The 16408-nt window shown below is 35.7% G+C and carries 15 protein-coding genes; 12 read left to right on the forward strand and 3 right to left on the reverse strand.

Features of this window, described 5'->3' with window-relative positions; all coding sequences use genetic code 11:
* Window positions 1–82: 82 nt before the first annotated feature.
* The gene (locus RB618_RS20000; RefSeq protein WP_308070395.1) at window positions 83–853 is read right to left on the reverse strand and encodes an alpha/beta hydrolase; all 771 of its coding nucleotides are present in this window, start codon (window positions 851–853) and stop codon (window positions 83–85) included.
* 333 nt (window positions 854–1186) lie between these two features.
* On the reverse strand, window positions 1187–1603 hold the full coding sequence (locus RB618_RS20005) for an OsmC family protein (protein WP_308070396.1): 417 nt from the start codon (window positions 1601–1603) through the stop codon (window positions 1187–1189).
* Window positions 1604–2096: 493 nt separating this feature from the next.
* Here RB618_RS20005 and RB618_RS20010 point away from each other — a divergent pair, with 493 nt between their 5' ends.
* The 8 genes from RB618_RS20010 to RB618_RS20045 all read left to right on the forward strand — a co-directional run bounded on the left by RB618_RS20010 (window position 2097) and on the right by RB618_RS20045 (window position 10295).
* The gene (locus tag RB618_RS20010; RefSeq protein WP_308070397.1) at window positions 2097–3230 is read left to right on the forward strand and encodes a hypothetical protein; all 1134 of its coding nucleotides are present in this window, start codon (window positions 2097–2099) and stop codon (window positions 3228–3230) included.
* A gap of 18 nt (window positions 3231–3248) precedes the next feature.
* Window positions 3249–4676 (forward strand): hypothetical protein, encoded by a 1428-nt coding sequence (locus RB618_RS20015; protein ID WP_308070398.1) that lies wholly within the window; start codon window positions 3249–3251, stop codon window positions 4674–4676.
* 572 nt (window positions 4677–5248) lie between these two features.
* Window positions 5249–5659, forward strand: coding sequence for a cupin domain-containing protein (locus RB618_RS20020; protein ID WP_308070399.1), 411 nt, complete (start codon window positions 5249–5251; stop codon window positions 5657–5659).
* Window positions 5660–5934: 275 nt separating this feature from the next.
* Complete coding sequence (locus RB618_RS20025; protein WP_308070400.1) at window positions 5935–6921, forward strand: alpha/beta hydrolase; 987 nt, start codon at window positions 5935–5937, stop codon at window positions 6919–6921.
* Between the two features lie 98 nt (window positions 6922–7019).
* Complete coding sequence (locus tag RB618_RS20030) at window positions 7020–7430, forward strand: organic hydroperoxide resistance protein (protein ID WP_308070401.1); 411 nt, start codon at window positions 7020–7022, stop codon at window positions 7428–7430.
* Window positions 7431–7535: 105 nt separating this feature from the next.
* A complete protein-coding gene (locus tag RB618_RS20035; RefSeq protein ID WP_308070402.1) occupies window positions 7536–8273 on the forward strand; it encodes a DUF1223 domain-containing protein in 738 nt (245 codons plus the stop codon).
* A 257-nt stretch (window positions 8274–8530) separates the two neighbouring features.
* A complete protein-coding gene (locus RB618_RS20040) occupies window positions 8531–9547 on the forward strand; it encodes a histidine kinase (protein ID WP_308070403.1) in 1017 nt (338 codons plus the stop codon).
* Window positions 9528–10295 carry a LytTR family DNA-binding domain-containing protein gene (locus RB618_RS20045; RefSeq protein WP_308070404.1) on the forward strand — a complete coding sequence of 256 codons (768 nt, stop codon included), beginning with the start codon at window positions 9528–9530 and terminating at the stop codon, window positions 10293–10295. Before RB618_RS20040 ends, RB618_RS20045 begins: the two co-directional genes overlap by 20 nt.
* 333 nt (window positions 10296–10628) lie before the next feature.
* On the opposite strand, the gene RB618_RS20050 is transcribed toward RB618_RS20045, so the two are convergent.
* Window positions 10629–11018, reverse strand: a complete 390-nt coding sequence (locus RB618_RS20050; RefSeq protein WP_308070405.1) for a DoxX family protein — start codon at window positions 11016–11018, stop codon at window positions 10629–10631.
* A 677-nt stretch (window positions 11019–11695) separates the two neighbouring features.
* Between RB618_RS20050 and RB618_RS20055 the strand changes: the two genes are divergently transcribed.
* From RB618_RS20055 to RB618_RS20070, 4 genes are all read left to right on the forward strand, one after another.
* Window positions 11696–12529, forward strand: coding sequence for a universal stress protein (locus RB618_RS20055; RefSeq protein WP_308070406.1), 834 nt, complete (start codon window positions 11696–11698; stop codon window positions 12527–12529).
* 592 nt (window positions 12530–13121) lie between these two features.
* Window positions 13122–14168, forward strand: coding sequence for a beta-ketoacyl-ACP synthase III (locus tag RB618_RS20060; RefSeq protein WP_308070407.1), 1047 nt, complete (start codon window positions 13122–13124; stop codon window positions 14166–14168).
* 35 nt (window positions 14169–14203) lie between these two features.
* Entirely contained in the window at window positions 14204–15298 is a 1095-nt protein-coding gene (locus tag RB618_RS20065; RefSeq protein WP_308070408.1) for a histidine kinase, read from the forward strand.
* Between the two features lie 5 nt (window positions 15299–15303).
* Window positions 15304–16059 carry a LytTR family DNA-binding domain-containing protein gene (locus RB618_RS20070; protein ID WP_308070409.1) on the forward strand — a complete coding sequence of 252 codons (756 nt, stop codon included), beginning with the start codon at window positions 15304–15306 and terminating at the stop codon, window positions 16057–16059.
* Window positions 16060–16408: the final 349 nt, after the last annotated feature.

The raw sequence follows: 16408 nt of genomic DNA on the forward strand, positions 1-16408 counted from the left end.
CTTGCGGAGATTTCTCCTTTCAGTCGAAATGACAATATTGTGGATAGTTTAGAATTCACCATTCATAATTCACCATTCACAATTATTTACTCGCTTCAATAATCACATTCGCCACTTTCTCTGGCTGAGAAATAAATACCACGTGGCTACCTTTAATTTCGGTGATTTTTGTGTTAGAGCGTTTGTACATGGCGTACTGAATACTTGGAACAATACTTTTATCTTCAGTTGCTACGATTCCGTAAGAAGGTTTAGTTCTCCAAGCGGCTTTAGTTATTGGAGTTAAAAAACCTTGCGCATGAAAAGCACCTTGCGAAGCATACATAAAATCAGCTTGTTCTTTGCTCAAATCTCCTGCAAAACCAGCGTGAAATTTAGCTTTGTCATAATAGGCAATTCCTTTTTCATCTGGAGGCAATACTCCATTTTCTGGAGCAGGAGGAGCAGTTTGCAGCCATTGAACAGAGTTCTCGCCATTATCTGGTTGTAAAGCCGCTACGTAAACCAAAGCCGCTACTTTTGGGTGATTTCCAGCTTCTGTAATTACGGTTCCTCCCCAAGAATGTCCCACCAAAATAGTTGGTCCGTCTTGTTTGTCTAAAGCTAAGTTTGTAGCTTGAACGTCATCTTCCAAAGAACTCAACGGATTCTGAACAATGGTTACACTATAGCCTTTTTTAGTCAAAACCTTGTATAAACCTTGCCATCCAGAACCATCTGCAAAGGCACCGTGAACCAATACGACATTTTTAATTTTTGGAGCTGTTTTTTGTGCATTTACCTGAACTGATGTAAATAATAAACTAAAGATTATTGCTGCGAATGCTAAATAGCTTTTATATAGTGTTTTCATTTTTATTTTAGATTTTAGATTTTAGATTGTTGATTTTAGATTTTAATAGTTTGTGTTGTTTTATTTTAAATTCCAATTATCCGTAATCTTTGTCATTTCGACGAAGGAGACCCGAGCGATAGCGAACTGGCGAAGCAAATCTTCGCAAGTAACTCTACAAAGATTAGTGATATTCTTTTTGGAATTTCTGGCGTGTCCTTCGACTCCGCTCAGGAGGACAAAGCTTTGCGTAAAGCTTTGGAATTTGGACCCGAGCGATAGCGAACTGGCGAAGCAATTCTTCGCAAGAAACTCCACAAAGATTTGGAATTTGGAATTTAAAAGAATTGGAATTTAATTAAGTGTAACTGATAAAGTAATCTCAGTATTCAGCAATTTAGAAATTGGACAAATTTCTTTTGCTTTTTGAGCGGTTTGCTGAAAGTCTTCTGCAGAAATTCCAGGTACTTTTCCAGTCAATTCTAACTGAATTAAAGTAATAGTTCCGTCTTCAAAAGTTACTTTAGCCGTTGTATCTAAATCTTCTGGAACAAAACCCGCTTCAGATAATAAAAAGCTCAACTGCATAGTAAAACATCCAGAATGTGCCGCTGCTATTAATTCTTCAGGATTGGTTCCTACACCTTGCTCAAAACGAGTTTTGAATGATAATTGCGCATTGTCTAAAGTTGTGCTTTGTGTACTAATGGTTCCTTTTCCTTCCATTCCTGTACCTTTCCAGTTTGCGTTTGCTCTTCTTGTAAATTTCATGATTTCTATTTTTTAAGTTATTTTTTAAGATGTTCAAATCATTTCTTTGATTTTGATGAGACAAAGGTATAGGGAAGGTATTTATTAATCAAATTAATAATTTTTAGTATTTATAAAAATAATTTATAAGTGTTGATTGTGTGTAGGTTAGAACACAAAAGACTTTAAATAATAATTTTTCGAAAACTTCCTTTTGAAAATGAATGCCCTAGCCCTGATAGGAGCGGTATCCTTTTGGGGCGGGGTTCGCCACAAAAGATATAGCGGATAGCAGGAAATAGCTCCTAATCAATGTCAATGTTTTGTTTTATCAGACTTATTAAGAAACAGATTTAAAATCTCAGTTCGAGAAAAGAGCGAGCATTTATGTACTTATTTGGTTTCAAATTATAATGTGAAACAAAGTAAGCTGCTGATTTCTAGTTTTATTTATGTGGTGAATCTAATTTTATACGAAACAATTTTATAAGACGATCGAGAAAATAAGTTTTCAATGAATAATCTAACTTTTAAATTTATGAGAAATGCTTTTCTAATACTTGGAGTTTGTTTGAGTGCAGTTTTGTTCTCGTGCAAAAAAGATAAAGATACGGAGCAGTCAAGTTCTGAAACTGGAAAGTCTGAAACTGCCGACTCTACATTAATAGCAGATCGTGGTTGGCCTCGCGAAGCTGAGAATAACGGGACAAAACTGGTTTATTATCAGCCTCAGGTAGACGACTGGAAAGATTTTAAAGAAATTACTGCCCGAATAGCTTTTTCGCTGACTCCAAAAGACGGAAAACAGGTTTTGGGTGTGGCTTCATTAAAAGCAGAAACTTTGGTAGACAAAGACAACCGAAGCGCTTTTATTAAAAATCTTCAGGTAACCGATATACGTTTTCCTGCTCTGGACAAAAAGAAAGTGCCAGAAATGGAAAAGCTCTTTAAAGAAACGCTGCCTCAGAGCGGAGATCCTATTTCGGTAGATCGTATTTTGGCAGATTTAAGTCATACCAAAAGTCCGGCAAAGGGAATTGCGGGTAAAAACGATCCTCCTGCGATTTTTTACAGCACGAATCCGTCGATTTTGCTTATCGTGCAAGGCGAACCAGTTTTGGTGCCTGTAGAAAAGACGGATATTCAATATGTGGTAAATACCAATTGGGATTTGTTTTTTGATAAAACCACAAAAGATTATTATTTGTTGGTGGAGAATATCTGGCTGACTTCGAAAAACGTGGTGGACAAATGGACTAAAACAACCAAATTGCCTGCGGGTTTAAGTAATCTGCCTTCGGGACAGAACTTTGACGATGTTAAGAAAATGATTCCGCCTCCGTCTTCTGGTGGAGCTCCAGAGGTTTTCTACAGTAATAAACCTGCTGAATTGATTGCCATAAACGGAAGTCCAAAATTTGTTAAAATTCCAGGAACCAAATTGTTATACATTGACAATACCGAGAATGATATTTTTGCTGATGAAAATAAAGGTCAGTATTATGTACTATTGTCTGGAAGATGGTTTAAGTCTAAAGAACTAACAGGTCCGTGGAGTTATGCCAGCAATAGTCTTCCTGCTGATTTTGCCAAAATTCCTAAAGATTCTCCGCGTGCGAATGTATTGTCATCTGTGCCAGGAACGTAGGAAGCGAATGATGCTGTAATGTTATCGCAAGTTCCGACAACGGCTATTTTGAAGAAATCGGATGCTGAGGCAAAAGTAAAAGTAGCCTATGATGGTGGAACTCCTCAGTTTAAACCTATTGATGGAACAAAAATGCAATATGCAAGTAATACGCAGGAGAAGATTGTAAAAGTAGGTGATTTGTATTATTTGTGTTTTCAGGCAGTTTGGTTTATGTCGACAAGTCCGAATGGACCTTGGAAAACATGTGATTCTGTTCCGAAAGAAATTTATACGATTCCGCCAAGCTCGCCAGTGTATAATGTTACGTATGTAACGCAAACCACAACCGATACAACAGTTGAAAGTAGTGCAACAGCAGGTTATTTGGGTGCTTTTATTATTGGTGCAACATTCGGCGCTATATTGACTTACGGCACAGGATGGTATTATCCTCCTTATATGTATTATGGCGGAATGTATCCAATTTATCGTCCGTGGCCTTATGCGTACGGGGGTGGAGCGGTTTATAATCCTTGGACAGGAGGCTATGCCGCAGGTAGACGCGTTTACGGACCTTATGGAGCAGCTGGAACTTCGGCTTGGTATAATCCTGCAACGGGAAGATACGGTCGTTCTGCAAGCGTGCAAGGCTGGTACGGCGGGCGTACGGCTGCAAGCACATATAATCCGTGGACGGGAAATTATGCAAGAACCAATCAAGGGCATAACGCGTATGCACAATGGGGACATTCGGCTGCGACAAATGGAAATCAGTGGGCACAAACGGGACATATTACCACAAGACGCGGAACAGCTATTGGTTATGAAACTTCAGGAGGAAATAAAGGTGTAATTACACACAGAAGAGGCGGAGGAACTACGATTCATACCAATAATAATGTTTACGCAGGCCACGACGGACATGTTTATAAAAGAGATGCCAATGGAAATTGGAGCCATTATAATAACGGAAACGGTGGCTGGACGCAAGCAGGAACTTTGGGTTCATCTAAAAAAGCAGGTGAAGGAATTCAGAATAGAGCTAACCAAGGACTTGGAGCAAATGGAGCAGGCGAACGAATTCAACGCGATAATCAAGGGCTTGGTGCAAATGGAGCAGGAGAAAGGATTCAGCGTGATAACAATCAGGGACTTGGAGCAAATGGAGCGGGAGAACGTATGCAGCGTGATAACCAAAATCTAGGTGGTGAAACCCGAATGGGAGACGGAATGCGAGATAATTTCCCGAAAGCAGATCAAACGCTCGGACAGCCAAATAAACCGCTTGGAGAAGCTGGACGTTCAGATATTACAAATGATCTCGATCGTTCGGCTATGTCAAGAGATCGCGGTGAAATGCAAACTCGAAACTTTCAGAATATCCAAAGAAGCGGAGGTTTTAATGGAGGCGGCTTCGGCGGTGGCGGTTTTAGAGGCGGAGGAGGCTTTAGAGGTAGAAGATAAAAAGTCGAAAGTCAAAAGTCGAAAGTTTAAATAAAAGTTAGTTATAATTCAGAAAAATCAGGATGGCGGTAAAATGCTAATCCTGATTTTTTTTTTTGCTCATTTTGCCACAAAGGCGCTAGGGCACTAAGTTTTCTTTTTAAAGTTTTGTGAATTTTTATTTTATTCAAAAGATTTATTTCACGCAGATTTTAAATAATTTAAGCAGATAAAGGCAAATTGTTTTCTAAAATCTCAAAAATTAAATCTGCTAAAATCTGCTGGATCTGCGTGAAACAAAAATCCTTTTAATCCTTTTAATCTGGGGCAAAAAAATAAAGACAAACTTTGCGATTTCATGTCTTTTCGAGATTAAAAAGACTTAGCTCCCGATAGCTATCGGGATTGCGTAAGTACTAGCGTGCTTTGTGGTTAAACCTCAAACATTTCACATCTTACAAATCACAACTTACGCGTTGTCCAGTTCACCTTAGAGTTTGTCCGTTTCACCTATTTTCTGATTTCGTATGAAGGGGTATCGAAATACTTTTGACAAAGAAATTAACGAAAACAAATAATTTAAATCAGAAGTTATGGAAACGAAAAAACAAAAAACATGGGTTATAATCGCAATTATTGTTTTAGGAATTATTGCCTTTTTAGTTCCGAATCAGATTGCAGCACAAGGAGTAAAACGCATTGATTTGCAAAAACATGATCTAAGTACTCCAGGAAAAGAAATGGTTCAAGCACGAATCGATTTTGATGGACATTCAGCTTTCGGCAAACATTCTCATCCAGGCGAAGAAGTCATTTACGTCGTTGAAGGTTCGCTGGAATATCAGATCGAAGGAGAAAAGCCTGTAACATTAAAAGCTGGGGAAGTGCTTTTTATTCCGGCGGGCGTGGTGCATTCCGCTAAAAATAATACAGATGTGAAAGCATCAGAGCTAGCAACTTATATCGTGGAAAAAGGGAAACCGATACTTGTAATGAAAAAATAGTTCCAAGTTTAAGGTTCTAGCCGCGAAGACTCGAAGACTTAAAGATTTATTTTATCACAAAGTCCACAAAGATTTTTATTGTAAATACCTTAATAGTAATTATTCTTTATAAAAAGAAACTTAGTGCCTTCGTGTCTTTGTGGCAAAATCCTTCCCTGTCCATTTCACCCTCAACTTTGTCCACTTCACCTTTTTTTACCTTTTAAAACAAACATTGTCAAAATACCTTTGACGAAGAAATTAACTGATAATCAACTAATCAAAAAATAAAAATTATGAAAACACTATCCAATATTCTAATCGCTATTCTTTTTATGAATGCAGCTTTTATTCAAGCACAGACTTCAACACAAAAAACAATTGAAGTAAATAGTTCTATAGGAACTTTAAAACAAATCAATGCTGGATTATTAAATGTAGGTTATACCGAAGCAGGTCCGTCAAACGGAACTCCAGTAATCTTGCTTCACGGCTGGCCATATGATATTTACAGTTACAACGAAGTCGTTCCGATTTTGGTAGCAAAAGGATACCACGTTTTTACACCTTATTTACGCGGATTCGGGACAACGACTTTCCTTTCTAAAGATACTTTCAGAAACGGCCAGCAGGCAGCATTAGCAAGTGATATTATTGCTTTTATGGATGCGCTAAAAATTGACAAAGCCGTTATTGCAGGTTTCGATTGGGGCGCAAGAACAGCAGTGGTAGTATCTGCACTTTGGCCAGAACGTGTAAAAGGTTTGGTTTCGGTAAGTGGTTATTTGGTGGTGAACTTAGAAGCAAACTTAAAACCTCTTCCTCCAACAGCTGAGTTAGGATGGTGGTACCAATATTATTTCGCAACCGAAAGAGGAAAACAAGGTTACACTCAAAACACGTACGATTTTAATAAACTAATCTGGAAAATCGCTTCTCCGCTATGGAATTTTGACAAAGCAACTTACGATCAAACAGCTCAGTCTTTTGATAATCCAGATCACGTAGCGATTGTGATTCACAATTATAGATGGAGACAATCTCTTGAGGCGGGAGAAGCAAAATATGATAATCTAGAAAAACGTTTGGCAACAAAACCAGAGATTAAAGTTCCAACTATTACAATAGGAAGTGATTTTGACGGCGCTTTCGCAGATGGAAAAGCCTACGCAAACAAATTTACAGGTAAATACGAACACAGAATTTTAAAAGGAATCGGACACAACGTTCCGCAAGAAGATCCAAAGGCATTTGCACAAGCGATAATTGATGTTTCTAAATAAATTCCAATTTTTTGAAATTCCAAATTCCAAATTCAATATCAAAAAATAGTAACAATAAACATTTCACTTTTTACAAATAACATTTTACACAAAAAATCATGAGCACAAAAATTTTATACACAGGAAAAACACACACAACAGGCGGTAGAGAAGGAGCTTCTCAAAGTTCAGACGAACAATTGAACATCAAATTAAGTACACCGGGATCTTCGCGTCCAGGAACAAATCCAGAACAGTTGTTTGCTGCGGGATGGTCGGCTTGTTTTATTGGAGCTTTAGGAATTGCAGCTTCTAAACTTGGCGTTAGACTTCCAGCAGAAACCGCTGTAGATGCCGAAGTAGATTTGTGCGTAACAGAAGGAGAATATTCTCTTCAGGCAAGATTAAATATAAGTCTTCCTGGAATTGACACTTCAACAGCAGAAGCTTTGGCGGCTCAAGCGCATCAGACTTGTCCATATTCTAAAGCAACAAGAGGAAATATAAACGTTGAGATTAATATTCTTTAAAAGAGTTTTAAGTTATGAATTATGAGTTATGAGTTGATTCGAGAACTCAACTCTCAACTAACCTGACAGGTTTTTAAAACCTGTCAGGTTTAATAAATGCAATTTATGAAAAAGATAAAATTATTAAGTAGCTTTTTAATGTTATTTCTTTTAGTTGGAAATAGCGTTTTCAGTCAGAACTCAGATAAAAAAGGTTTTGCGCTTTTAGAATTATACACTTCAGAAGGCTGTTCGAGCTGTCCGCCAGCAGATGAATTGTTAGGACGAATTCAGAATGAATACCACGATAAAAATGTTTATGTATTGGCTTATCATGTAGATTATTGGGACAAACAAGGCTGGAAAGACATTTTCAGTAATCCTGATTTTACCAAAAGACAATACGATTACGCCCAATTTATAGGAAAAGAACCAATCTACACGCCTCAAGTAATCATTAACGGAAAAACAGATTATATCGGTTCTCAGGAAACGAGTTTGCGAAACGGAATTAAATCGGCACTTTCTAAACCAGCTTCAGCAAGTTTAAATTTAGACGCCAATCAAAATGAAAGTTCAATTTCTATAAATTATAATGTAGAAGGCACTTCAAAAAACAGTCGTTTATTAATTGCTGTTGTTCAGAAAGAAGCTAAAAGCAATGTAAAAAGAGGCGAGAATGCTCACAGGGTTTTATCGCATTATCAAATTGTTCGTAATCTGCAATCTGTAGATTTAAATAAAATAAAAAAAGGAACAGCATCTATTCATCTTCCTAAAAATTATAATGCACAGGATTTCGAAATTATTGGATTTGTTCAAGATATGAATTCAGGTGCTATTTTGGGAGTTAAGAGAGCTTAGTTTTAGTATTAAAATATTCTCTCGCAGATTTTGGAGATTATGCAGATAAAAAATCCGCTAGATCTGCTAAATCTGCGAGAGAAATTTTCTCATTTCACAAAAAAAGAGGATAAAAACTTTGCGACTCTGCGTCTTTGCGAGATTAAAAAAGGAAATCGAAATTATCTGCAAAATCTGCTAAAATCCTATAAAATCTGCATGAAATCTTTTTCAAATAAACCTATCTTTGATTCTCAGGATAACAAACCAATTACAATATGGAAAAAACAAAACGTTTTCAGGTTTCGCTCAAAGTTATTTGGGGAAGTTCGGTTGCATTGGCAGTTATGGCTTCGATACCTAAATTATTTGATGCCGATTCTACACCTGGAGACCTTATTATAAATTCTTCGATTACGCTGTTGTTTTCCCTTTTTATATGGTATTACAATATTTACAGTTTGCCAAAATTTTCTGCTAATCATGCCAATAAAAGTCTCTTTAATTGGAAACTTTTATTGAGTGTTATTCTAGGGATTGTTTTAATGGTGATTCTTGTAATCGCGCATCAAGAACTATTTCAGGTTTCAAAAATGGATGCGCCAATCATGTTTGAGCTTCGCGGAGTTTTAATCAACTTGATTGTGTATATGTTTCTGCATTTGCTTTTTCAAAATTATCAGACACAGCAAATGGGAGTAGAACTAGAACGTACAAAAGCCGTAAATCTCGGCGCTCAATACGAATTATTGAAACAGCAGGTTAATCCGCATTTTTTGTTTAATAGTTTGAATACGCTGAAATCTATGGTCGATATCCAAGATCCGCAGAGTTCAGATTTTATTTTGAAATTATCAGACTTTTATCGTTTTACGCTTGAAAGCAGAAAAATGGATTTGATTCCGCTAAGCGAAGAACTTCAGATTCTAGATTCGTACGTTTACCTGTTGAAAGCACGTTTTGAAGACGGATTTGTTTTAGAAAACGAAGTAAATCCAAAACAGTACGATTCGGCAATTCCGCCTTTCACTTTGCAATTATTGATTGAAAATTGCATCAAGCACAATGTCGTTTCTTTAGACAAACCTTTAAAAATAAAACTTTATACAGAAAATGAGTTTTTGGTTGTTGAAAATAAAATTCAGCTCAAAAGAGGCGCCGTGTCTACAGGTGTTGGTTTAGATAATATCAACCAGCGTTTTATGCACCTGATTCACAAAGAAATTGAAATTGACAAAGACGAAACTACCTTTAAAGTAAAAATACCACTTAATTATGACTATCATAATAATTGAAGATGAAGTAAAAACGGCCAAAGCACTTGGTCAGCTAATTCTGAGCATCAGACCCGATGTTCAGATTTTGTCGTATATACAAAGCATTGATGGAGCAGTAGATTATCTTTTAGCAAACGATCAGCCAGATCTTATTTTTATGGATATTCAGCTGGCAGACGGTCAGTGTTTTGAGATTTTTAAGAATGTTGAGGTTTTATCGCCTGTTATTTTCTGTACCGCTTTTGATGATTATGCGATCGACGCTTTTAAGTCAAACGGAATTGATTATGTTTTAAAGCCTTTTTCAAGAGATAGCATTTCGCAAGCTTTGAAGAAAGCGGGTGAACTGAAAAACTTCTTTCAGAGAAATAAAAAAGCGATGTCCGATTTTGATTATTTGCTTACGCGAAATGGAGAAAACAAAGGAAAAAGCAGTTTTTTAGTTTTCAAAAACAACAAATATCAAACGGTTTTAACGGAGAATATTGCGTTTTTTTTCATTAAAAACGAAACGCCAACAATTATGACTTTAGATAAAAACGAATATCCGTTAACGCAGTCGTTAGATGAAATTCATAAGCTTTTATCGCCAATTCAGTTCTTTAGAGTCAATAGACAATATTTGGTTAATTTCTCGGCCATTCGCGAAGCTGAACATTATTTTTCACGTAAAATAATCGTAAAACTGAGTGTTCCAACTGAAGAAAAATTATTAGTTGGAAAAGAAAAAGCAACCGCTTTTTTAAGCTGGTTAGAAAACCGATAAAACCAATTAATTTATCGTTTTCTGAGATAAACTAATTGGCTTGATTTTACAATCCGGGAAACATAAAACAGCTTATAAAAAACAAAGCCGAAAGTATAAAACAGAGAATTAGAATGATCTTTTTCATTGTAAAAAATTAAATTTAAAGTTTGTAGAGAACATATCAAAAGTATAGTTTCTCTTTTTTAAGCTTCAGAGAAGCGAAATATTTATAGAAAAAAGTATGCAGTTACAATTTAAAGCTCCGGAGGAGTGACATATTTTTTTAGGCTATGATATATGTCGCTCCGCTGGAGCTTCTTTCATGTGTCTAATTGAAATTCTATAAATATTTTACCCCGCTGGGGTATAAGTTGCAGTGTATAATTTTCTATACATAGCATACGTTACGCTTACCATTACAAAGGCAACAATCGCATCGGTTGCAGCACCAAAACCTAATACAGCAATTTTTGAAAAGAATGCAAAGATGATATCGAAAAATACGCCTGCGAAAACCCATTCTTTCAATCGTAATAATTTGTTCGGAATTAAAAGCGTAATAACACCAGCTACTTTAAAAACGCCAAGGATATAAATAAAATGTGCAGGATAACCCAATTGTTGTGTGATTCCCCAAACTAATGGATTATTTGTTAATTCGAAGAAACCACTTGCGCCAAACCATAAAGAAGTTAATACTGCGCCTGTCCAATAGATAATTTTTGTTGTTTTTGAGTTCATGATTTTGATATTTAAAGTTATTTAACGGTACAAATGTGCGCTGAAAGCCTTAAAAACGAAATCGGAATTTTGGTGAAACGGACAAACTTTGGGGTGAACTGGACGCTGCTGGGCTTGGTGTTTTTTAACGCAAAGTTCGCTAAGGTTCTTTTTCTCTTTGATTGTGTTCTAAGTTCGCAAAGCTTTGTGTGGAAATATTGTGGTTTTTAATCTCGCAAAGTCGTAGAGGCGCAAAGGTTTATTTCACGCAGATTTTAAATGATTTATGCAGATAAGCGCAGATTTTTTTAAGGCTTAAAAATTAAAATCTGCTAAAATCTGCTAAAATCTGCAGAATCTGCGTGAAACAAAATCTTTTTAATCTAATTAATCTGTGGTCTTAAAAATGTAATCCTTAGCGACTTCGCGACTTTGCGAGCAATTTAAACCAGCTTTATACAAACAGCTTTGCGACCTTTACGTTTTTATAAATCCCAAAGAGTAAAAATCCTTGCGTACTTCGCGGTTAAATCACAACTGCATTTTATCGCATTTAAAGTAAGAAACAAAAAAGGAAAGCCTGTTTTTTCAGGAATGATATTTTACGGTTGGGTCGTAAAAAATGATTATTCAGTGATATAAAAATGGTTTAAAGCATTTAAATGAGCAATTTTGCAAGAAAGCTTAATTTCTATTTTATGATTTCACCTCTTACTATAATCGCCGCGACTAATTTTTCTGATATTGCAAATAATGCCGTTGCTTATGCAGCAGGGCTTGCAAGAGCTACTGGCGCAAAATTGGTTTTGTTTAATTCATTTTCTTTGAGTGTGCACAGCGCAAACTCGCATATAACCGCAGACGCAATGCAAAAGCAGATTGATAGAGCAATTGCTAGGTTGGAAAATTTGGCAAAAGAAACAGGCGATTTGTTTAGAATTGAAACTGCAGCAATCTGTACCTATTCTTTTTTAGAAGACGAACTTCCAAGAATTATTGAGGAAACCAATGCAGATGTTGTGGTAATGGGAATGGCGGAGCGTTCTTTTGAACAAGAATTATTAGGAAATTCAACGACCACGGCGATTAAAAATTTGCAGATTCCAGTTTTAGCCGTGCCGCAAAATGCACGTTTTCTTAACATAAGAAAGGTTTTATATGCTTGCGACAGTTTAAGTTTTTCGGCTATTAAAAAATTTAGCTGGATAAAAAATGCTTTAGGAGATTTTGAAGCCGAAATTGAATTTTTTACTGTAGACGATAAGTTGGATGATTTGAAAGAAGAACAGCATAGAATTTTGATGAATTCGAATCTCGAAAAAGAATTTGAAGACGTTAAATATCTGTATAAAACGGTAAGATCGAACGCTGTTATTAACGAAATCAGGAAAGAAATTAAGAATTACAAGGCTGATTTGCTGATTATGGTGCCTCAAAAATACGGTTTTTGGGATTCTTTGGTTCACAGAAGTAAAACTAGGGTTCTGGCAGCAGGACTTGAGATCCCATTATTGTCGTTTCCGAATTATTAAAGATTGATTTGATTTAAAAATAATGATATAAAAATTAAGAGGTTTTTTTGAAGAAATAGTATCAAAATAAAATTTAACAGATTTTTTTTGATTTTAGGGATTCTATAATTTTTGGAGCTAGTTGCAGAATTTCAAAATTATATCTTAACATTTCGGGCAGTTTTGTTAATTATTCTTAATTGTCTGCTGGTTTCAGATATTTTTAAATTAATTTTGTGGCACTCTAAAAACTTAATGCAGATAGGTTTTTTTATCAGTATGGCAACAGCTATAATTGAGAATTATCTACAAACTGAAATAGCATTATATGATTTTAAAAATAAGATAAATTAAAGATTTTATTCCACGTAATACCGAGAGAACACTTGGTGTAGATTTTTAATTTATTTTAATTGGATTTTGTATAATATTTTTAGCTTGTTCAGATTTTAAAAAATAATATTTCTCATAAAAAAGTATTGTCAGCAGATTTAATCGGCTTTTTAAGGAATACATTACGTTTCCTGCATAGTTCTAAATAAACTGTGAAAAGAAGAGAAAAGTAGTAAGCATTGGGTTCTAAGAGTACAAAGCTTAAAAAAAAATAAAAACAATGAGCGCAGTTATTACAGCAATAGGTGGTTTCGTGCCATCATCAATTTTGACCAATAAAAAGATTTCAGAAACAGTTGATACATCGGAGGAATGGATCATTAAAAGAACTGGAATTAGAGAACGCAGAATCGCAGACGACGACACGGCAACATCTGATCTTGCCGCAGCAGCGATTGAAAATCTTTTAGAAAATTATAAGGTAGATCGTAATGAGATTGAAGCGTTGTTGGTAGCAACAGCAACTCCAGATCACATTTTAGCGCCAACTGCTAGTATTGTTTGCGATAAAAGCGGACTTACAAATGCTTTTGGAATTGACATGAATGCAGCTTGCAGCGGATTTTTGTATGCACTAGAAATGGGAGCAAACATGATTGAAAGCGGTCGCTACAAAAAATTAATCGTCGTTGGAGCTGACAAAATGAGTTCTATCGTAGATTATGAAGATCGTAATACTTGTATTCTTTTCGGAGATGGAGCAGGAGCAGTTTTATTAGAAAAAACTGAATCTGATGCTGGATTAATGAAAACGATTTTGAAAACAGACGGAAGTGGAGTTTCTTCTTTGGCTGTACCAGCTGGAGGCTCTAGAAATCCAACTTCTATGCAGAGTCTTTTGCACAGAACACACTATTTAAAACAAGACGGTGCTTTTGTATTTAAAAGAGCGGTGGCTGCAATGAGCCAAGTTTCGCAAGATGCTTTGGCAAAAAACGAATTAGAATCTGACCAAATTGACTGGGTAGTTCCACATCAGGCTAATTTAAGAATTATCACTGCTGTAGGCGAAAGTTTAGGCATTGATTTTGAAAAAGTAAAAGTAAATATTGACCGTTACGGCAATACAACATCTGCAACAGTTCCGCTGTGTTTATGGGATTTCAAAGACGATTTTAAAGAAGGACAAAATGTATTGATCACTACTTTTGGAGCAGGATTTTCTTGGGGTGCAACGTGCTTAAAATGGGGCGTTATGCGTGAGAAAAATCCAGTTGCTACTATAAAAGCAGGCAAAAAAGAAGAAGGCGTTCTAGTAGAACACTAAGATAGGATTTTTCAATTTTACAGTTGAGGGAATAAATGGGTAGAAGGAACCAAAATAAAAAATCAGGCAAGAATTTTTTCTATAAATACTACAGGATTATAGTAATTCCAGCCGTTTTTCTGGTCTATCTTTCGTCTTATTATTTTCTAAATCCGTATAGAAATTTTGAAGAAGAAGGTTTGCTCGACTTAGATCAGACCTTCGATATCTTCATTATTTTGTTGTATTGCGCCATACTTACGGAACTGACTTTGTTTGTTGGCCGAAAATTAAACTATTATATAAGTTGGGAACAAAATCCAGCTTTTAGGGCCATTGCCCAATTTATCTGCTTAATTGCAGGAAATATTCTTTTAAACTATTTTTTTTCTTGGCTTTGGGACTATTTATATCCATGTACAGCTCTAGAAGTAAATGATTTGGTTACCATTTGGCAGTCTAAGATTATGGCAGCCATTATATCATTGTTTATAAGCGCTATTCATACCGGAATATTTTTGCTAAACAGATGGCGTTTGAATGCTATAGAAACGGCTGAATTAAAAGTTAGAGCATCGGAATTGCAGGAAGCGGTAACGCGTTCAAAATTAGAATCGTTAAAAATGCAGTTAGATCCGCATTTTGTGTTCAATAATTTCAGCACTTTGACCGAATTGATTTATGAAGATCAGAAAGAAGCGGCTTCCTTCTTAGAAAATATAACGAGAGTATATCGTTATATGATTTCAAATTCAAATAAAGATACCATTACGGTAAAAGAAGAAATTGAATTCCTAAATGCTTATTTTTATTTATTGAAGAAAAGACTGGGAGATAAAATTGCTTTAAAAATTGAAGTTGATCCTGCTTCTTTAGCGCTTCATTTGCCACCTTTGACTTTGCAGTTATTGGTAGAAAATGCTGTGAAACACAATATGGCAACGTTAGCCAATCCGCTTACCATTACTGTTTTTTCCGATTCAGATGATATTATTGTTCGAAATAACTTGCAGAGAACCGCTGGAAAAACTTTGGTTTCAACGGGAATTGGAAATAAAAATATCAAATTTCGTTATAAGATTCTATCTCAGAGAATGCCAATTTTCACTGAATCAGATGGTTATTATGACGTGCGCCTGCCATTAATTTAATAGTTATGAAAATTTTAATTGTAGAAGATGAAAGTATTAACGCCAGCCGATTAAAAAGGCTGTTGGAAGAATTGGAGCCCAATTGTGAGATTCTAGGCATTATTGATACTGTTGTAGATACTGTAGCATGGTTAAATTCAAATCCGACTCCCGATTTAATTACGATGGACATTCGTTTAGCCGACGGACTGAGTTTTGCCATTTTTGATGAAATTAATATCACTTGTCCAGTCATTTTTACTACAGCGTATGACGAATATGCAATTCGTGCTTTTAAGGTAAACAGCATCGATTATTTGATGAAACCTATCGAAAAGACGGAATTGGAATTTGCATTAACCAAATTCAAATCTTTAAATAAAAACGAATCCAACGTAACCAATATCGCTGGAATTCTAAAAGAACTGATTGAAAAGCCAGTTTTTAGAATGCGCTTTTTAGTAACCTATCGTGACGGTTATAAAAGCGTAGACGTTTCCGATATTGACTTTATATATTCTGAATTTAAAACCAGCAATTTATTTCTTAAATCTGGTGTAATTATCTCTATTCCGCAAACCATGGAAGAACTGGAGCAGGAATTAGATCCAAATATCTTTTTCCGTGCCAATCGCCAGTTTTTCATTCGTGCAGAAAGCATCAAATCTATTGCAAACTACTTCAACGCAAAACTTAAAATCCAACTTAAACTAGATCCCGAACGCGAGGTAATCATTAGCCGTGAGAAAACGCCATTTTTCAAACAATGGATGGATAGGTAGTTTTTAAGTTGCTAAGGTTCTAAGTTTTTTTTGTTTTGCCGCAAAGGCGCTAAGGCGCGAAGTTTTTTTTGCCACGAATTACACTAAATTTCGTTAATTTTCTTTTTGAAGTTATGATGTTTTACTCTCATTTTTGTCATTTCGACGAAGGAGAAATCTCCGCAAGCAGCTCCACAATCTATAGCTAATCTTTGTAGAGTTTCTCGAGAAGATTTCTCCTTCGTCGAAATTGTAAAAGTCATTTATTTCGGTAACGGATTTATCATTTCGATTGGCTTTTTTCCATCAATTCCCTGATGGGGTCTTTCATGATTATAGTAATATAAATATTGTAATAATTCTTCTTTTA

The organism is Flavobacterium sp. LHD-85 (assembly GCF_030929595.1).
In the GTDB taxonomy this organism is placed as follows: domain Bacteria; phylum Bacteroidota; class Bacteroidia; order Flavobacteriales; family Flavobacteriaceae; genus Flavobacterium.

Coding starts and splice junctions, on each gene's coding strand:
- RB618_RS20030 (WP_308070401.1), top strand. CDS start 7,020: ATGAGCACAAAAATTTTATACACAGGAAAAACACACACAACAGGCGGT.
- RB618_RS20045 (WP_308070404.1), top strand. CDS start 9,528: ATGACTATCATAATAATTGAAGATGAAGTAAAAACGGCCAAAGCACTT.
- RB618_RS20025 (WP_308070400.1), top strand. CDS start 5,935: ATGAAAACACTATCCAATATTCTAATCGCTATTCTTTTTATGAATGCA.
- RB618_RS20065 (WP_308070408.1), top strand. CDS start 14,204: ATGGGTAGAAGGAACCAAAATAAAAAATCAGGCAAGAATTTTTTCTAT.
- RB618_RS20060 (WP_308070407.1), top strand. CDS start 13,122: ATGAGCGCAGTTATTACAGCAATAGGTGGTTTCGTGCCATCATCAATT.
- RB618_RS20000 (WP_308070395.1), bottom strand. CDS start 853: ATGAAAACACTATATAAAAGCTATTTAGCATTCGCAGCAATAATCTTT.
- RB618_RS20010 (WP_308070397.1), top strand. CDS start 2,097: ATGAATAATCTAACTTTTAAATTTATGAGAAATGCTTTTCTAATACTT.
- RB618_RS20040 (WP_308070403.1), top strand. CDS start 8,531: ATGGAAAAAACAAAACGTTTTCAGGTTTCGCTCAAAGTTATTTGGGGA.
- RB618_RS20005 (WP_308070396.1), bottom strand. CDS start 1,603: ATGAAATTTACAAGAAGAGCAAACGCAAACTGGAAAGGTACAGGAATG.
- RB618_RS20015 (WP_308070398.1), top strand. CDS start 3,249: ATGTTATCGCAAGTTCCGACAACGGCTATTTTGAAGAAATCGGATGCT.
- RB618_RS20035 (WP_308070402.1), top strand. CDS start 7,536: ATGAAAAAGATAAAATTATTAAGTAGCTTTTTAATGTTATTTCTTTTA.
- RB618_RS20070 (WP_308070409.1), top strand. CDS start 15,304: ATGAAAATTTTAATTGTAGAAGATGAAAGTATTAACGCCAGCCGATTA.
- RB618_RS20055 (WP_308070406.1), top strand. CDS start 11,696: ATGATTTCACCTCTTACTATAATCGCCGCGACTAATTTTTCTGATATT.
- RB618_RS20020 (WP_308070399.1), top strand. CDS start 5,249: ATGGAAACGAAAAAACAAAAAACATGGGTTATAATCGCAATTATTGTT.
- RB618_RS20050 (WP_308070405.1), bottom strand. CDS start 11,018: ATGAACTCAAAAACAACAAAAATTATCTATTGGACAGGCGCAGTATTA.